Annotated in this window: 12 protein-coding genes; 9 read left to right on the top strand and 3 right to left on the bottom strand. The window is 66.0% G+C overall.

The genetic code is table 11. The features are described 5' to 3' along the window. Nucleotides 1–120: 120 nt before the first annotated feature. The 3 genes from xdhB to J2X67_RS25560 all read right to left on the bottom strand — a co-directional run bounded on the left by xdhB (nt 121) and on the right by J2X67_RS25560 (nt 5284). Nucleotides 121–2571 (bottom strand): xanthine dehydrogenase molybdopterin binding subunit, encoded by a 2451-nt coding sequence (gene xdhB, locus J2X67_RS25570; protein ID WP_309957665.1) that lies wholly within the window; start codon nt 2569–2571, stop codon nt 121–123. A gap of 2 nt (nt 2572–2573) precedes the next feature. Further along, nucleotides 2574–4187, bottom strand: a complete 1614-nt coding sequence (gene xdhA, locus J2X67_RS25565; RefSeq protein ID WP_309957663.1) for a xanthine dehydrogenase small subunit — start codon at nt 4185–4187, stop codon at nt 2574–2576. 191 nt (nt 4188–4378) lie between these two features. Next, nucleotides 4379–5284, bottom strand: a complete 906-nt coding sequence (locus tag J2X67_RS25560) for a LysR family transcriptional regulator (RefSeq protein ID WP_409050547.1) — start codon at nt 5282–5284, stop codon at nt 4379–4381. A 134-nt stretch (nt 5285–5418) separates the two neighbouring features. Between J2X67_RS25560 and J2X67_RS25555 the strand changes: the two genes are divergently transcribed. The 9 genes from J2X67_RS25555 (at nt 5419) to mgtA (ending at nt 16511) form a co-directional block, all read left to right on the top strand. Continuing rightward, complete coding sequence (locus J2X67_RS25555) at nt 5419–6618, top strand: PQQ-dependent sugar dehydrogenase (RefSeq protein ID WP_309957661.1); 1200 nt, start codon at nt 5419–5421, stop codon at nt 6616–6618. Beyond that, nucleotides 6615–7274 carry a c-type cytochrome gene (locus tag J2X67_RS25550; RefSeq protein WP_309957660.1) on the top strand — a complete coding sequence of 220 codons (660 nt, stop codon included), beginning with the start codon at nt 6615–6617 and terminating at the stop codon, nt 7272–7274. The genes J2X67_RS25555 and J2X67_RS25550 overlap by 4 nt, the downstream gene beginning before the upstream one ends. A 108-nt stretch (nt 7275–7382) precedes the next feature. Beyond that, nucleotides 7383–9542 carry an indolepyruvate ferredoxin oxidoreductase subunit alpha gene (locus J2X67_RS25545; protein WP_309957659.1) on the top strand — a complete coding sequence of 720 codons (2160 nt, stop codon included), beginning with the start codon at nt 7383–7385 and terminating at the stop codon, nt 9540–9542. Nucleotides 9543–9550: 8 nt separating this feature from the next. Beyond that, the gene (locus J2X67_RS25540; RefSeq protein WP_309957658.1) at nt 9551–11167 is read left to right on the top strand and encodes an indolepyruvate oxidoreductase subunit beta family protein; all 1617 of its coding nucleotides are present in this window, start codon (nt 9551–9553) and stop codon (nt 11165–11167) included. Between the two features lie 47 nt (nt 11168–11214). Continuing rightward, complete coding sequence (locus J2X67_RS25535) at nt 11215–12204, top strand: tripartite tricarboxylate transporter substrate binding protein (protein WP_309957657.1); 990 nt, start codon at nt 11215–11217, stop codon at nt 12202–12204. A 19-nt stretch (nt 12205–12223) separates the two neighbouring features. After that, on the top strand, nt 12224–12643 hold the full coding sequence (locus J2X67_RS25530; RefSeq protein ID WP_309957656.1) for an acyl-CoA thioesterase: 420 nt from the start codon (nt 12224–12226) through the stop codon (nt 12641–12643). A 145-nt stretch (nt 12644–12788) separates the two neighbouring features. Then, nucleotides 12789–13001 (top strand): hypothetical protein, encoded by a 213-nt coding sequence (locus J2X67_RS25525; protein ID WP_309957655.1) that lies wholly within the window; start codon nt 12789–12791, stop codon nt 12999–13001. A gap of 359 nt (nt 13002–13360) precedes the next feature. Beyond that, entirely contained in the window at nt 13361–13582 is a 222-nt protein-coding gene (locus tag J2X67_RS25520) for a hypothetical protein (RefSeq protein ID WP_309957654.1), read from the top strand. A 205-nt stretch (nt 13583–13787) separates the two neighbouring features. Then, the gene (gene mgtA / locus J2X67_RS25515) at nt 13788–16511 is read left to right on the top strand and encodes a magnesium-translocating P-type ATPase (RefSeq protein ID WP_309957653.1); all 2724 of its coding nucleotides are present in this window, start codon (nt 13788–13790) and stop codon (nt 16509–16511) included. The last annotated feature ends 116 nt before the right edge of the window (nt 16512–16627 follow it).

The raw sequence follows: 16627 nt of genomic DNA, 5'->3' as shown, positions 1-16627 counted from the left end.
GCCTCCCGGCGGCGGGCCGCAGCCGCGTCCCGGCAAAGCCGGTTCCGCGGTGTTTCGCGAAGAGGACGAGGGCGTAGGGCATTGGAATGACTTTGGACATGCGCCAAAGTCTACGAGTGGCTATGCGGACTGGACGGCCGTGATGGCGCGAAGAATCGATTCGCTCGTGGCCGGCGCCTTCAGCGGCGGATCGACCCTGTGGCCGCCCGCGGCAGACACTGCATCGCGGATGGCGAAGAACACCGAAAACGGCAGCAGCAGCGGCGGTTCGCCCACGGCCTTGCTGCGGTGGATGGAATCTTCGAAATTCTGGCCTTCGAACAGGCGCACGTTGAAGATGGGTGGGCAGTCGTTGGCCGTCGGAATCTTGTAGGTGCTGGGGGCGTGCGTAGTGAGCTTGCCGCTCTGCGGGTGCCACACCAGCTCTTCGGTGGTGAGCCAGCCCATGCCCTGGATGAAGGCACCTTCTACCTGCCCGATATCGACCGCGGGGTTCAGCGACTTGCCCGCGTCGTGCAGGATGTCTGCACGCAGCAGCTTCCATTCGCCGGTGAGCGTGTCGACGACCACTTCGCTCACCGCCGCGCCGTAGGCGTAGTAGTAGAACGGGCGGCCCTGCATCTTTTCCTTGTCCCAGCTGAGGCCAGGGGTGGCGTAGAAGCCGTCGGACCACAGCTGCTTGCGGTCGAGATACGCCTCGCCCACCACGGTGCTGAAGGCCAGCGTGCGACCGTTGACCTCGACCTTGTCGTTGGCAAAACGCACTTCGCTTGCTTTGCCGCCATGGCGCTCGGCAGCGCTTTGCGCCAGCCGCTCGCGAATCTGCCGGGCCGCGTCTTGTGCGGCCTTGCCGTTCAGGTCGGCCCCGGTCGATGCGGCAGTGGCCGAGGTGTTGGCCACCTTGGTCGTGTCGGTCGCGGTAACGCGCACGCGCTCGAAGCTCACGCCCAGCTCGTGCGCCACCACCTGCGCCACCTTGGTGTTGAGGCCCTGCCCCATCTCGGTTCCGCCGTGGTTCACGAGAATGGAGCCGTCGGTGTACACATGCACCAGCGCACCGGCCTGGTTGAAGTGCTTCACGTTGAACGAAATACCGAACTTGAGCGGCGCAAGCGCCAGGCCGCGCTTGAGCACCACGCTCTTCTGGTTGAACACGGCAATCTCTTCGCGCCGCGCACGGTAGTCGCTGCTCGTTTCAAGCTCGGCCACCAGTTCGTGCACGATGTTGTCGGTCACGGTCTGGCGATACGGTGTGACGTTGTTCTCCGCCTTGCCGTAGAAATTGACCCGCCGAACGTCGAGCGGGTCTTTTTTCAGCTCGCGCGCGACCGAATCGAGGATGTTCTCGATGGCAATCGCACCTTGCGGACCGCCAAAGCCGCGAAAGGCCGTGTTGCTCTGCGTGTTGGTCTTGCCCGAAAAGCCATGCATCGCCACGTTGGGCAGCCAGTAGGCGTTGTCGAAGTGGCACAGCGCGCGCGTCATCACGGGCCCCGAAAGGTCTGCCGAGTGCCCGGCGCGCGAGACCATGGTGACCTCCGCGCCGAGGATGCGGCCCTCGTTGTCGTAGCCCACTTCGTACTCGTACCAGAAGCAATGGCGACGACCGGTGATCATGAAGTCGTCGTCGCGGTCGAGCCTGAGCTTGACCGGGCGGCGCAGCTTGCTGGCCGCCACCGCGGCCACGCATGCGAAGAGCGCCGATTGCGACTCCTTGCCGCCGAAGCCGCCGCCCATGCGCCGGCATTCGACGTGCACTTCGTTCGACTGCAGGTGCAGCGCATGCGCCACCAGGTGCTGCATCTCGCTCGGGTGCTGCGTGGAGCAATGAATGTGCAGCGCGCCGCCCTCCTTCGGAATGGCGTAGCTGATCTGGCCTTCGAGATAGAACTGCTCTTGCCCGCCCACGTCGAGCGTGGCCTTGTGGCGATGCGGCGCCGCGGCAATGGCCGCGCGCACCGCCGCCTCGTCGCCTTCATTGGCCGCGCCGCCGCTGCGCACGATGTGCATTGGCGGCACCACGTACTGGCCACGCGCATGCGCATCTTGCGGCGTGAGCACGGGCGGCTCCACCTCGAGTGCGATAGCGTCTTTTGCCTTTGCGGCTGCGCGCCGGGCGGCATCGCGGCTTTCGGCGATTACCGCGAACACCGGCTGGCCCAGGTAGCGGATCTGGCCGCCGTCCTTAAGCGAAAGCAATATCGGGTCGTCGTGCACGATCGAGCCGCAGTCGTTGGTGCCCGGAATGTCGTCGGCGGTCAGCACCGACACCACGCCCGGCATGGCGCGGATGGCGTCGAGCGACAGCGCCGTCACCCGGCCGTTCGCTGCGGGCGACAGGCCCAGCGCGCAATGCAGCGTGCCGGCAATCTCGGGAATGTCGTCGATGTAGGTGGCCTCGCCGGCCACATGCAGGTGCGCCGATTCGTGCGGGCGGCTGATGCCGACTCGCGCGCCGAGTTCGTGCGCCACCGCTTCGGCCGCGGGGTCGATGCGCGCGGCGGTGTTCTTCAGGTAGTCGGCAAAAGGCTCGGCGGGCTGCAGCAGGCGGGCGTCGATGGGCTTGTTCATGGTCAGACTCCTTCCGCCGCTGCTTTGGCTGCGGCATGGGGCATCACGTTCCAGACGCTGGTCTCTTCGAGCGAGAGTGCGTCGTCGGCGCGGGTTTCGAGCCAGAGGCGCTGAATGAGGTTCTGCGCCACCTGCAGCCGGTAGTCGGCCGAAGCGCGCATGTCGGACAGCGGCTTGAAGTCTTGCGCGAGCGCAAGCTTGGCGGCGTTCACGCTGGCCTGCGTCCAGGGCTTGCCCACGAGTGCGGCTTCAGCCTGGACGGCCCGCTTCACCGTGGCGGCCATGCCGCCGAAGGCGAGGCGCACGGCCTTCACCGTGTCGCCGCCCTCTTCCAGCTCCACCGCAAAACCGGCGCACAGCGCAGAGATGTCGCAGTCGAAGCGCTTGCTGATCTTGTAGGCGCGCACCTGGCGGCGCATGGCCGCAAGGGGAACCGCGAGCCCCTGCACAAACTCGCCCGGCTGCAGCTGGTTCTTCATGTAGTCGATGTAGAAATCGGGCAGCGGCATGCGGCGCACCACATCGCCGCGGCGCAGTTCGATTTGCGCGTCGAGCGACATCAGCACGGGCGGCGAATCGCCGATGGGCGAGCCGTTGGCCACGTTGCCGCCCATGGTGCCCGCATGGCGGATGGGTGGCGAGGCGAAGCGCAGCCACACGTCCTGCAGGCTGGGAACGCGCTGCACCAGGGCTTCGAACGCGGATTCGAGCGAGGCGCCGGCGCCGATGTAGAGCTCCTCGGCACGCGCCTCGACGACCTTCATTTCAGCCACGTCGCCCACGTAGATGATGTCGCCCAGGTCGCGGAACTGCTTGTTGACCCACAGGCCGACGTCGGTGGAGCCCGAGAGCAGCTGCGCCCCCGGCTTCTGCACGCGCAGCGCCGCAAGCTGCGCGAGCGTTCTGGGCGCATGAAAGTGGTCGATGCGGGCGCCGAGCGGCGCGGCGTAGTCGAGGCCCACACCGCGCGAATCCCCTTGCAGCGCCGTGAGCGCGGCCACCACGGGCTGCGCATCGAGCCGCACCTGCGGCAGGTCGAACATGCGCTGGCCGGCATCCAGAATCGGCCGGTAGCCGGTGCAGCGGCACAGGTTGCCCGAAAGCTCGTCGGCCAGCTGCTGGCGGGTGGGCTGGGTGCCCTCGGCCTGGTGGTGCTCGTAGGCGGACCACAGAGACATGACGAAGCCGGGAGTGCAAAAGCCGCATTGCGAGCCGTGGCATTCGACCATGGCCTGCTGCACCGGGTGCAGGCGGTGCACGGGATGCGGTCGCTTGTCTTGGGCCTTCACTTCGGTCTCGCCGGCCGCCTGGGCCTGGCACTGGTCCTTGAGATCTTCGACCGTGAAGAGCGCCTTGCCGTGCAGGGTGGGCAAGAACTGGATGCAGGCGTTGACGGTCTGCAGCTTCAGGCCGCCGGCCTCGGCGAGTTCGCCGATGACCACGGTGCAGGCGCCGCAGTCGCCTTCGTTGCAGCCTTCCTTGGTGCCGGTGCAGTGCGCGTCCTCGCGCAGCCAGTCGAGCACGGAGCGCGTGGGGTGGACGCCGCTGACGTCGACGATTTTTCCGCGGTGGAAAAACCGGATGGGTTGGGTCATGTTGCTGCTCTCGGTGCTCATGCTCTTCGTGCTCGTGGGGCGGCTCGTTTCGGCCAGGCGTTGACGTTAGCGGCTTGCGCCGCCGGGCACATACCGCAGCGCCCATATTGCGTATGTGGGGGGCGGTATGCAAGCTACGGGGAAACCCTTGAGGCGGCGAGCAATTCCCAGGCCATACCGGGCCATTCCTGCGCGGCCGCCGCCTTTTTGCGTCAGGCGCCGTCCGAAAACAGATCTGCAATCACCTGCCGCAGCCACCGGTTGGCCGGATCGGCCTCGAAGCGCTTGCTCCAGTGCAGCGAAACCGTGAAGTCGCGAAGCGGAAAGGCCGGCTCCACGATGGCGTAGCCGCCTTCTTGCGCAAAACCGCGTGCAATGTTGCGCGGCATCACCACGGCAAGGTCGGTGGCGCGCACGATGGCGGGCAGCACCATGAAGTGCTCGGTGGTCAGCCGCACCCGCTCTTCCAGGTTGAGCAGTTGCAGGATGCGCAGCGTTTCCGCATGGGTGCGCACCGCCACGTATTCGAGCGTTTGCAGCGCCTCGATGAGCGCCTGGCTGTTTCGCCGCCCCCGCGCGAACGGATGGCCCTTGCGCAGCAGCACGATGTAGCGGTCTTTCAGCAGATGCTTGCGCTGCGTGTCGCGCACCTTGGGCAAGAAGCCGAAGGCAAAGTCGATGCGGCCGCTGTCGAGCGCAGGCGCTATTTCGGTGGGAGCCAGCGGCAACGTTTCCACGCGCACGCCGGGTGCCAGCTCGCCCAGGCGCGCCATGAGCGCAGGCAGGAAGCGGCCTTCGCCAATGTCGCTCATGTGAATGCGAAAGGTCTTGCGCGAGGCCTGCGGCTCGAAGCGGCCGGGCTCCTGCAGCGCTTCTTCCAGCGTGTTGAGCGCGGCCTGCACCGCAACTGCCAGCCGGTCGGCGCGCGGCGTGGGCGCAACGCCGCCGGGCGCGCGCGTAAAAAGCGCGTCTTTCAGCAGCAGGCGCAGGCGGCCCAGGCCGTGGCTGGCAGCGGGCTGCGTCAGGCCCAGCTCTTCGGCGGCGCGGCTCACGCTTCGTGCGCGATAGACCGCATCGAACAAGCGCAGCAGGTTGAGGTCTATCGTTTGTATATGCATGGTGTGCATATTACTTAGCTCGATTATTTTATTGAAGACCTGGCGCAGGGCTCGCACACTGGCCGCCGTTGCCGACCGACCGACCGGAACATTCGGCGAGCAAGAAGAGCCCACCCACGAGAAGGAGACAAGACATGGCCAGACTGCGTCCGCGTGCGGCAATTGCCGCCCTGCTTTGCGTTGCCACCACTGCCGCGTGGGCCCAGCAGCCTCCGGCCGAAGAGCCGGGCTGGGCCAAGGGGCGGCCCAAGACCGAGGCGGCCACGCGCATGGCGCCGGTTCCGTCGTTCCCCATTCCGACCGCGGTCGACCAGTTGCCCACCGCCAAGTTCAAGCTGCCGCCGGGCTTCAAGGTGGAGACCTGGGCCTCGGGCGTGCTCGACGCGCGGTCGCTCCGCCAGGGCGACAAGGGCACGGTGTTCGTGAGCACGCTGTTCGTGGGCAACAAGGTGTATGCCATTGCCGAGAAGGGCGACCGCAAGCCCAGGACCATCGTCGACAAGACCGAGTTCGCCACCGGCATCGAATATCACAAGGGCGCGCTCTACCTTGCCACCCACAAGCAGATCGTTCGCTACGACGGCATCGAAGACAAGCTGGACAACCCGGGCACGCCGGCCGTGCTCAACGACAAGCTTCCCGGTGGGCAAGACCACAGCTGGCGCTACCTGCGCGTGCGTGACAACAAGCTGTATTACGCGGTGGGCGCGCCCTGCAACATCTGCGACCCGGACGATGCGCATGCACGCATCTTTCGGATGAACCTGGACGGCAGCGGCATAGAGACCGTGGCACGCGGCGTGCGCAATACCGTGGGCTTCGACTTCGACCCGAAGACGGGCAACCTCTGGTTTACCGACAACGGCCGTGACTGGCTCAGCGAAGACCTGCCGAACGACGAACTGAACGTGGTGACCGCACCCAACCAGCACTTCGGCTACCCGTATTGCCACCAGGGCAACATTGCCGACCCCGAATTCGGCTGGGGCAAGAACTGCGGCGAGTTCACCAAGCCCGCCGCGCTGCTCGGCCCGCACGCCGCCGGCCTGGGCCTCGCGTTCTATAACGGAAAGATGTTCCCGACCAAGTACCGCGGCGCAATGTTCATTGCACGCCACGGCCCGTGGAACCGCACGGTCAAGTACGCCGACATTGCAGTGGCCTGGCCCGACGGCAAAGGCGGCGCCAAGGTCGAGCCTTTCATGACGGGCTTCGTCGAGAACAACAACTACCTCGGCCGGCCGGTGGACTTTCTGGTGCTGAAGGACGGCTCCATGCTCGTAAGCGACGACCACGCGGGCGCGATCTACCGCATCAGCTACGGCGGCCGATGAGCAAGGGGTTTGCTTTTGCAATTGCCGCGCGGGCAGTTGCGGCCATGGCCATGACGCTTGTCGCTTCGACCGCGCCACCGGCCAGCGCGCAGGGTGCGCAGGCCGCGCAGGGCACCTATGCGCAACGCTATGCGGCGGTGTGCGCCTCGTGCCACGGAGCGAACGGGCGCAGCGACATGGCGGGAACACCGGCACTTGCGGGCCAGCATTCTTTCTATGCCATCACGCAGCTGTTTCTGTTTCGCGAAGGCCGGCGCGACAACCCTGCGATGTCGGCAGTGGCCAAGACCATGAAGGACGAAGACTTGCGCGGCTTCTCGGAGTTCATCGCCACGCTTCCGGCGGTGCCCGCACCGCCGCCAGCGGCGCTGCCCGATGCCGCCCGCATGGCGCGCGGCCAGGCGCTGGCGCAAACGCATCGCTGCGTGATCTGCCATGGCGCCGACCTGAGCGGCGGGCAGCAGGTGCCACGCATCGCGCAGCAGCGCGAAGACTACCTGCAGATGACGCTGCACGGGTTTCGCACCGGCAAGCGGCCCGGCTACACGCAGGCGATGACCGAGGCCGTGAGCGGCATTCCGCCGGAAGACCTGGACACCCTTGCCTACTACGTGGCGCGCTTTCCCGGCTCCGCCGCCAAACCGCCCATCAAGTAGCAGCCGGCACAGCAACGCAACGCCGGCAACAAAGCGCGGCGCGGGGAAATGCGTGCCCCTTGCCCCTCAAACATCCAACCCACATCAACCCCTACGGAGCCGAATCGCTTGGAAGTTTCATTCAGCAAGGAAGTGCAATCGCTGCGCCTGGGCGCCGGCGACACGTTCCACGGCGAGGGCATCCTCGCAATAACCAAGGGCCTGCTGCAATCCGGCGTGGCCTACGTCGGCGGCTACCAAGGCGCGCCGGTCTCGCACCTGCTCGACGTGATGGTGCAGGCCAAGACGTACATGGACGAACTGGGCGTGCACGTCGAGGCCTGCTCCAACGAGGCCTCCGCGGCCGCGATGCTCGGCGCTTCCATCCACTACCCGCTGCGCGGCGCCGTCACATGGAAGTCCATCGTCGGGACCAACGTGGCGGCCGACGCGCTCTCCAATCTTTCATCGCCCGGTGTGACCGGCGGCGTGCTCATTGTGGTTGGCGAAGACTACGGCGAGGGCGCAAGCGTGATCCAGGAGCGCACGCATGCCTACGCGCTCAAGTCGAGCATGTGCCTGCTCGATCCGCGGCCTGACCTCGGGCAGATGGTGCGCATGGTCGAGCACGGCTTCCGGTTGTCGGAGGCGTCGAACATGCCCTGCCTCATGGAGCTGCGCATCCGCACCTGCCATGTGCGCGGCAGCTTCGAGTGCAAGGACAACATTGCGCCCGCGGTGTCGACCCGCGCGTTGATGACCGAGCCCGCGGGTTTCGACTACATGCGCCTTGCGCATCCGCCCGTCACCTTTCGCCACGAAAAGCTCAAGGGCGACGAGCGCATTCCGGCGGCGCGGCGCTACATCGTGGAGCATGGGCTCAACGAGCTGGTTCCGGGTGGCCGCCATGCCGACCTTGGCATCGTGGTGCAGGGCGGGCTCTACAACGCGTTGATTCGAAGCCTGCAGCAACAGGGGCTGGCCGATGCGTTCGGCGAGACGGAAATACCAATCCTGGTGCTCAACGTGACCTACCCGCTGGTGCCCGAGCAGGTGGCCGACTTTTGCGTGGGCAAACGCGCGGTGCTGGTGGTCGAAGAAGGCCAGCCCGAATACATCGAGCAGGACATGGCCACGCTGCTGCGCCGGCGCGACATCCAGACACCGCTGCACGGCAAGGACATGCTGCCTTCGGCGGGCGAATACGGGGTGGAAGTGCTTGCGGGCGGAATCGGCGTGTTCGCCGCAAAGTACATCGAGCCGGGCGAAGCGCTCTCGTCTGCCAGCGCATGGCTGGCCGGCAACCGCGAGCGCCGCGAGGCGGTGGCGCGCCAGCTCTCGGCGCCGCTGCCTGCAAGGCCGCCGAGCTTTTGCGTCGGCTGCCCCGAGCGGCCGGTGTTCTCGGCCCTGAAGCTTGCGCAGCAGGACACCGGGCCGGTGCACATTGCGGCGGACATCGGCTGCCATGCCTTCGGCACTTTCGAACCGTTCTCGATGGGGCATTCGATTCTTGGCTACGGCATGAGCCTGGCAAGCCGCGCTGGCGTGGCGCCGATGATGAATCGCCGAACGCTGTCGATCATGGGCGATGGCGGGTTCTGGCACAACGGCCTGCTCACAGGCGTGCAGAGCGCGCTCTTCAACGGCGACGACGCGGTGCTGCTCATCTTCAAGAACGGCTACACCTCGGCCACCGGCACGCAGGACATCATTTCAACGCCCGATGACGAAATGAAGGAGCGCGCGGTCGACAAGCAGCAAAGCCTGGTCGACAAGAACCAGACCATCGAAGCCACGCTGACGGGCCTGGGCGTGAAGTGGATGCGCACCGTAACCACCTACGACGTCGATCGCATGCGCAAGACGCTGACCGAGGCGCTCACCAGCGACTTCGACGGCCTGAAGGTGGTGATTGCCGAGGGCGAGTGCCAGCTGGAACGGCAGCGCCGCATCAAGCCGTGGCTTGCAAGCCTGCTGAAAAAAGGCGAGCGCGTGGTGCGCGTGAAATACGGCGTGGACGAAGACGTGTGCAACGGCGATCACGCCTGCATCCGGCTTTCAGGTTGCCCCACGCTCACGCTCAAGGACAACCCCGATCCGCTCAAGGTCGACCCGGTGGCTACCGTGATCGATGGCTGCGTGGGCTGCGGCCTGTGCGGCGAAAACGCGCATGCGGCCACGCTGTGCCCGAGCTTCTACCGCGCCGAGGTGGTGCAAAACCCGAAATGGCATGAACGCCTCTTGCACGGCCTGCGCGGTGCGGTGGTGCGTGCACTGCAACCCGCATGAGGTACGCCATGGAACAGAACCGGCCCATCACCCTTCTTGTCTGCGCCCTGGGCGGCGAAGGTGGCGGCGTGCTCACCGAATGGCTGGTAGACATTGCCCGCCACGCCGGCTATGCCGCGCAGAGCACGTCGATACCCGGCGTGGCGCAGCGCACCGGCGCCACAACCTACTACATCGAAGTGTTTCCGGTGCCGCTCGCGCAGCTTGCCGGCAGGCGCCCGGTGTTCAGCCTGAGCCCGGTACCGGGCGCGCTGGACGCCATCGTGTCGTCGGAGCTGCTCGAGACCGCGCGCCAGATCGGCAACGGCATGAGCGCGCCGCTGCGCACGCTGGTCATCAGTTCCTCGGCACGCATCTTCACCACGGCTGAACGCATGCAGCCCGGTGATGGCCGCGCCGACGCACAGCACCTGCTCGACGTGGTCAAGGCCTTCAGCCGCGAGCACCATGTGTTCGACATGAACGCCGTGGCACGCGAGGCCGGCACGGTAGTTAGCGCCGTAATGCTCGGCGCCATTGCGGGGAGCGGCCTGTTCCCGTTTCAGCGCGAAGCTTATGAGCACGTGGTGCGAGGCGGCGACACCAGCGCGCCTGAAAAGCTGAACAGGATGGCCGCCGCGAGCTTGCGCGGCTTTGCCGCCGCATTCGATGCGGTGAGCGCGCCACGCGCACAGGCCGCGTTTGTCAGCAGCGTAATGGCCGGTGACACAGCCGATGCACCGCCACCTGCGCGCGCCCTGCCCGACGACATGGCGCGGCGTTTTCCGCCGGCGGTGCACGACATGCTCACGCTCGGCCACGCGCGCGTGCTCGACTACCAGGACGCCGCCTATGCCGAGCTCTACGCCACGCGGCTGGCCAAGGTGCTCGACGCCGAGCGCGCCGCCGACCCCGCGGGCGCGCAGGGCTTTGCCATCACCCGCGAGGCCGCGCGCTGGCTCGCGCTTTGGATGGCCTTCGACGACATCGTTCGCGTGGCTGCGCTCAAGGGCCGTGCGAGCCGTGCGCAGCGCGTGCGGCAAGAAGTGCGCGCCGCCGATGAAGACATCGTGAAGGTCTACGACCACTTCAAGCCCGGCGCGCCCGAGTTCGCCGCATTGCTGCCGGCGGGCCTTTCGCGCCGCGTGACGGCGTGGGACCGGGGACGCCAGGCGCGCGGACGCGAGCCGTGGGCGCTGCCGCTCAAGGTGGGCAGCCACTCGGTGCTCGGCATGGCGTCGCTGCGCCTCTTGTCTTCGCTCAAATGGCTGCGTCGGCGTGGGCAACGCTTTAGCGAGGAGCAGGCGTTGATCGAACGCTGGTTGGCAGCCGTGGAAAGCGGCACGCGCGAAGCCTGGACGCTCGGGCGCGAGCTTGCGCTATGTGGGCGGCTGATAAAGGGCTACGGCAGCACCAACGAGCGCGGCAAGCACAACCTGCTGCACGTGATCGACGAACTCGCTGGCCGCACCGCCTTGCCCGCAACGAAGCGTGCCGAGGCAGTTGCGGCGGCACGCGAAGCGGCCCTGGCCGACGAAGGCGGCAAAGCGCTCGACGCCGCACTGGTGCGCCATGGCGCCGCACCGCGGCCGGTTCAGGCGCAGCCCATCCGCTGGATGAAGCGGCCGCCTTCCACCACCGCCTGACTTCCCCGATCTTCCCAATTCCATAACAACCAAGGAGACACGACACCATGCCTCATTCCGCCCTCCACTGGCGCCGCCGCCTTCTTTTCACCGCTGCCTGCGCGCTGCTGGCCTGCACGCATGCACAGGCACAGCCCGGCGCATGGCCCACCAAGCCGATCAAGGTGGTCGTCAACTTTCCGCCAGGCGGCGCAGCGGACCAGATTGCCCGCGCAATTTCGCAGCCGCTGCAGGAATCGCTCAAGCAACCCGTGGTCATCGAGAACCGCGCCGGTGCCAACGGCAACGTGGGCGGTGAATCGGTGGCGCGCGCGCCGGCCGATGGCTACACGCTGCTCATGAGTTCGGGCGGAATGGTGTCGGTCAACCCGCACCTCTATTCGCGCATGAGTTTCGACCCCGCGAAGGACCTGGTGCCGGTGGCCGCGGCCGCGCGCGTGCTGGTCTTTCTGGTGGTCAAGCCTTCACTGCCGCCCACCAATGTGCGCGAGTTCATTTCGTACCTCAAGGCCAACCCGGGCAAGCTCTCGTACGGTTCGCCGGGCAGCGGCAGTTCGCCGCACCTGGCGGGCGAAATGTTCAAGAGCCAGGCCGGCGTCTTCGCGCTGCATGTGCCCTACAGAGGCGCGGCCCCGGCGCTGCAAGACCTGCTCGCAGGCCAGATCGACTACACCTTCGACCCCGGCATTGGCCTGCAGCAGGTGCGCGCCGGCAAGCTCCGGCTGCTGGCAGTGGGCAGCCCGCACCGCGCGTCGCAGTTCCCGGACGTGCCCACGCTGGACGAGGCCGGATTGCGCGGCTTCGATGCCGACACGGTGTTCGGCTTTTATGCGCCGGCGGGCACGCCGCCTGACGTGGTGGCTCAGCTCAACACGCAAATCAACCGGGCACTTGCGCTGCCGGCCGTGAAAGAGCGCATTGCCGCGCTCGGGGGCGAGGCGTTGCCGGGCACGCCGGCCGAATTCCAGCAACGTGCCGCGGCCGATTCGCAGCGCTTCGGCGCGCTGATCCGCGACCGCAAGATCGTTGCCGACTGAGCACCGCGACAATGAACAGATGAGCAGCAGCAAAGAAATCATCTACACCGCGCGCGTCGAGTTCGGCGACTGCGATCCGGCCGGCATCGTCTGGTTTCCCAATTTCTTCCGCTGGATCGATGCGGCGTCGCGCCACTTCTTTGCGGAATGCGGCGTACCGCGCTGGGAAGAAACGACGAAGACGCTCGGCGTGATCGGCACGCCGCTGGTCGACACGCACACGCGCTTCGTTAAGGCCGCGAGCTACGGCGACACGCTGCAGATTGCGGTGCGCATTGCCGAGTGGCGCGACAAGAGCTTTGTGCAGACGTACCGCGTGGCGCGCGGCGACGAGCTCATTCTCGAGTGCGAGGAAGTGCGCATCTTCGCAGCCAGGCGCGAGGGCGGCGGGATCCGCGCGGTGCCAATTCCGCCGGAGATCCGCTCGCTGTGCGAATAAGAGGGCTGCGCCGCTTGCGGCAAACCGTCCGCGCGCACTCGCCCTTATCGCCCTTATCGCCCTTATCGCCCTTATCGCCCTTATCGCCCTTATCGCCCTTACTCGCACTCACTCGCACTCACTCGCTCTTACTTAGAATGGCCTGATGAACCGGCACCTTCTTTTTCCGCTCGCCTTGCTTGTTGTCACCGGCTGCTCCTCGCCCCCGAACCAGGTGGTGCCGTTCCGCGACGGCGCGTTGCGCGCTCTTACCTACGTGCAGGCTACCGACTATTGCAGTGCACGGAACGCAACCCCCAAGTGGCTTGGCAGGGCGCCCGCGGAGTCCGGCGTCCTGTTCCAGTGCACGCCGGACTGAGTTTCGCACCCCCCTCCCTGCACGTTCAAGGCCACCGCACTGGCAGCGTGGAATATGCCGCCGAGGGTTGACGCGCCTCATGACGCAGTGCAACAATCGCAAGATCTTCACTTCGGAGCCTCGTGCGTGGACAGTGCCAGTTGGATCAGTGACAAGACGCGTGCCTCGGCAGGCGTGACACATCCGGCCCTCTAGCGCAGGCTCTCTTGCGCTGCGGCCGCCGTGCACGCAGCGTGACCCGTTCGCCAATCAGGCCAGCGGTTCTCCCCTTCCGAATCCCGCCGTTCCCCGTCACTGACTTTTTCAGTCAGCTTGCGTGCGTCCGTGCGCGAGGCCCTTCAACGCGAAGGAGCCTTGCCATGCGTCAATTCGAATCTCGTCAGCAGCTGCAACAACAGCAGCAACAACAACCGGTGCACGAAAGCGTTCGCCCGTCGGCGCACGTGCCTGCGCGCTCGGCGACCACAAGGCAGGACGTGGACAACGAAACGCTGGACCGGGCCGCCGCGCTCTGGACCACGCGGCGCATCCGCAGCTTCTTCTTGCTGCTGGAGCAACCCTCCCGCACCACGCAACGCTGAAGCGCGGCACCGCACAGCTCGGCACGCACAAAAAAAGGAGGCCTTCCATGGACGACCCCGCTTCTCATTGGCGCCCCTGCGCGCCGCCCATGTTCCGACCGATCGATAACAACAATTTGCAGCGCACTGCGCCGCAAGGGGATTCCCACGCCTGAGTGACGCGGGAGGTTCTTCCCTTCGCGGCCGGCGCCGCGAAGGAAAAAAAATGAAGAACGTCCTGAAGTCCGTGTTCGAGAGCTTCCTGCGCAGCCGCCGCATGCTGCATCACTTCGAGCGCTGGCAGACCATGCTGGGCTCGAAGCCCGCCGGCGTAGCCTCCGCCGCCATGCCGCCGGACGTTGCGAACGCGCTGGCCGCCGCATCGCGTGCCGATGCAAGCATGCTGATCGTCACACTCGGCACCTCGCCACAGGGCCTGGGCGAAGACCAGGCACAGGCCCTGCGCAAGCGCCTTGGCAGCAACGAGGTGCGCCACGAGCAACCGTTGCCGTGGTGGACGCACCTGTGGCAGTGCTACCGCAATCCGTTCAACCTGCTGCTCACGGTGTTGGCGCTCGTGTCTTACGTGACCGAGGACATGAAGGCGGCCCTCGTGATCGGCAGCATGGTGGGGCTGTCTACGGTGCTCCGCTTCTTGCAGGAGTCGCGCTCCAACAAGGCGGCCGAGCGGCTGAAGGCGATGGTGAGCAACACCGCCACCGTGCTTCGGCCAGCGTCCGGCTCCGAAAGCGCGCTGCGCGTTGAAGTGCCGATGCGCGACCTTGTACCGGGCGACGTCATTGCGCTCTCGGCCGGCGACATGATTCCCGCAGACTGCCGCCTGCTGGGCGCCAAGGACCTGTTCATCAGCCAGTCCGCCCTGACGGGTGAAGCCATGCCGGTCGAAAAATTTCCTGTCGACCGGGGCGGCCGCGAGGCCGGCGTGCTCGAACGCGAGAACCTTCTCTTCATGGGAACCAGCGTGATCAGCGGCACTGCGACCGCGCTGATCGTGCATACCGGCAGCCGCACCTTCTTTGGTGCGCTCGCACAGCGTGTGGCCGCGGCCGACCAGGGCACGAGCGCGTTCCAGGCCGGCATCAACCGCGTGAGTTGGGTGCTGATCCGCTTCATGCTGGTGATGGCGCCGCTGGTGCTGGTGATCAACGGCGTAACCAAGGGCGACTGGTGGGAGGCGGCACTCTTCGCAATGTCGATTGCCGTCGGCCTCACGCCCGAGATGCTGCCGATGATCGTGACCGCCACGCTTGCCAAAGGCGCGGTGGTGATGTCGCGCCAGAAGGTGATCGTGAAGCGGCTCGAAGCCATTCACAACTTTGGCGCAATGGACGTGCTGTGCACCGACAAGACCGGCACGCTGACGCAGGACCGCATCGTGCTGGAGCGCCACACCAATGCGTGGGGCGAGGCGTCGAACCACGTGCTGCAGATGGCCTACCTGAACAGTTTTCACCAGACGGGGCTCAAGAACCTGCTCGACAAGGCCGTGCTGAACCACGCCGAGATGCAGCCCGAAACACGCCTGCAGACGGCCTGGCGCAAGATCGACGAAGTGCCGTTCGACTTTTCGCGCCGCCGCATGTCGGTGGTGGTGGAGAACGGCGGCAGCGAGCACCTGCTGATCTGCAAGGGCGCGCTGGAAGAAATTCTTTCGGTGTGCACCGCAGTGGAGCGCGGCGCAGAAGTGCTTGCGCTCGACGGTGATTTGCTGGCGAGCATCCACCGCGTGGCGTCTGAGCTGAATGCACAGGGGCTGCGTGTAGTGGCCGTTGCCAGCCGTGCATTGAAAGCCGAAGCGCGCAAACCTGCCTACGGCGTGGCCGATGAATCAGGGCTCACGCTACTGGGTTACGTGGCTTTCCTGGATCCGCCAAAGGAATCGACCGCGCCCGCGCTGCGAGCATTGGCCGAGCATGGCGTGGCGGTGAAGGTGCTCACGGGCGACAACGAACTGGTTGCGCGCAAGGTTTGCGGCGACGTGGGCGTCGAAGCCGGTCACGTGGTGCTCGGCCGCGAGATCGAGGCGCTGGACGACGCGGGTTTGCGGACGCTGGTCGAGCAGCACCAGGTGTTTGCCAAGCTCACGCCTGCGCACAAGGAGCGCATCGTGCATGCGCTGCATGCCAACGGACACGTGGTCGGCTTCATGGGCGACGGCATCAACGATGCGCCTGCGCTGCGTGCGGCGGACATCGGCATTTCGGTGGACGGCGCGGTGGACGTAGCCAAGGAGTCGGCGGACATCATCCTGCTGGAGAAGAGCCTGATGGTGCTGGAGCAAGGGGTGGTCGAGGGCCGCCGAACGTTCGCCAACATGCTCAAGTACATCAAGCTCACGGCAAGCTCGAACTTCGGCAACGTGTTCTCGGTGCTGGTGGCAAGCGCGTTCCTGCCCTTTCTGCCGATGCTCCCCTTGCATCTGCTGGTGCAGAACCTGCTGTACGACGTTTCGCAGATCGCGATTCCGTTCGACAACGTCGATCCAGAATTTCTGCGCAAGCCGCAAAGCTGGAACCCGGCCGACCTGGGCCGGTTCATGGTGTTCTTCGGGCCACTGAGTTCGGTGTTCGACATCCTTACTTACGCGGTGATGTGGTTCGTGTTTTCGGCAAACACGGTTGCACACCAAACGTTGTTCCAGTCAGGCTGGTTTGTCGAAGGCCTGCTGTCACAAACGCTGATCGTGCACTTGATTCGCACGCGGAAGATCCCATTCCTGCAAAGCCGCGCCGCCTGGCCGCTGCTGGCAATGGGCGGCGTCATTGCCGCAGTGGGCATCTGGGTGCCAATGGGACGGTTTGCGCACTATTTAAGGCTGCAGGCGCTTCCGCTGGCTTACTTTCCGTGGCTGGCGGCGATGCTGGCCGGGTATGCGACGCTGACGCAGACGGTAAAGGGCTGGTATGCGCGGCGCTATGGGTGGCAGTGATTTGTTTTCGGCCCTTGTTCTGGGGGCTGCTGTTCGGGGCGCTGTGGTTCAGGCTGGTGCACCGCTGATCAACCACCGCTCTGTGCAACGCTCCCGCCGGCGGGGTGCCTTGCGCA

This window comes from Variovorax sp. 3319 (assembly GCF_031456585.1).
GTDB lineage: Bacteria > Pseudomonadota > Gammaproteobacteria > Burkholderiales > Burkholderiaceae_C > Variovorax > Variovorax paradoxus_P.
The sequence above is the reverse complement of the archived record's forward strand: the minus strand, read 5'-3'. Positions and strand labels throughout refer to the sequence as shown.